Genomic DNA, 1,031 nt, shown 5'->3' with positions numbered 1-1,031 from the left:
TCAGGGGTAGGGGAGCGTTGTATGTAGGTTGAAGGTGTACCGTAAGGAGCGCTGGACAGCATACAAGTGAGAATGCCGGTATGAGTAACGAAAAGATCAGTGAGAATCTGATCCGCCGAAAGCCCAAGGTTTCCTGAGGAAGGCTCGTCCGCTCAGGGTAAGTCGGGACCTAAGGTGAGGCCGAAAGGCGTAATCGAAGGACAACAGGTTGAAATTCCTGTACCACCGTAAACCGTTATGAACGATGGGGTGACGCAGGAGGGTAGTGACGCGGACTGATGGATGTCCGTCCAAGCAGTGAGGCTGATGTGTAGGCAAATCCGCACATCGATAAGGCTGGGCTGTGATGGGGAGTGAAAATTATAGTAGCGAAGGTCATGATCTCACACTGCCAAGAAAAGCCTCTAGTCAGGTGAAGGTGCCCGTACCGCAAACCGACACAGGTAGGCGAGAAGAGAATTCTAAGGCGCGCGGAAGAACTCTCGTTAAGGAACTCGGCAAAATGACCCCGTAACTTCGGGAGAAGGGGTGCCTCGGTAGGGTGAATAGCCCGAGGGGGCCGCAGTGAAAAGGCCCAAGCGACTGTTTAGCAAAAACACAGGTCTGTGCGAAGCCGTAAGGCGAAGTATACGGGCTGACGCCTGCCCGGTGCTGGAAGGTTAAGGGGAGCGGTTAGGGAGTAATCCCGAAGCTGTGAACCGAAGCCCCAGTAAACGGCGGCCGTAACTATAACGGTCCTAAGGTAGCGAAATTCCTTGTCAGGTAAATTCTGACCCGCACGAATGGCGTAACGACTTGGGCGCTGTCTCAACGAGAGATCCGGTGAAATTTTAATACCTGTGAAGATGCAGGTTACCCGCGACAAGACGGAAAGACCCCATGGAGCTTTACTGCAGCTTGATATTGGATTTGGGTACGATCTGTACAGGATAGGTGGGAGCCTTTGAAGCATGAGCGCCAGCTTGTGTGGAGGCGACGTTGGGATACCACCCTGATCGTATCTAGGTTCTAACCTGGTACCGTAATCCGGT

At 53.2% G+C, this 1,031-nt stretch carries 1 rRNA gene; it reads left to right on the top strand.

Annotation, left to right across the window (positions count from 1 at the left end):
- A 23S ribosomal RNA gene (locus tag ACOZB4_RS34110) occupies positions 1-1,031 on the top strand; the annotation flags it as partial.

Origin of the sequence: Paenibacillus sp. NPDC058898, from assembly GCF_049316025.1 — a bacterium.
GTDB lineage: Bacteria > Bacillota > Bacilli > Paenibacillales > Paenibacillaceae > Paenibacillus_AQ.
The sequence above is the reverse complement of the archived record's forward strand: the minus strand, read 5'-3'. Positions and strand labels throughout refer to the sequence as shown.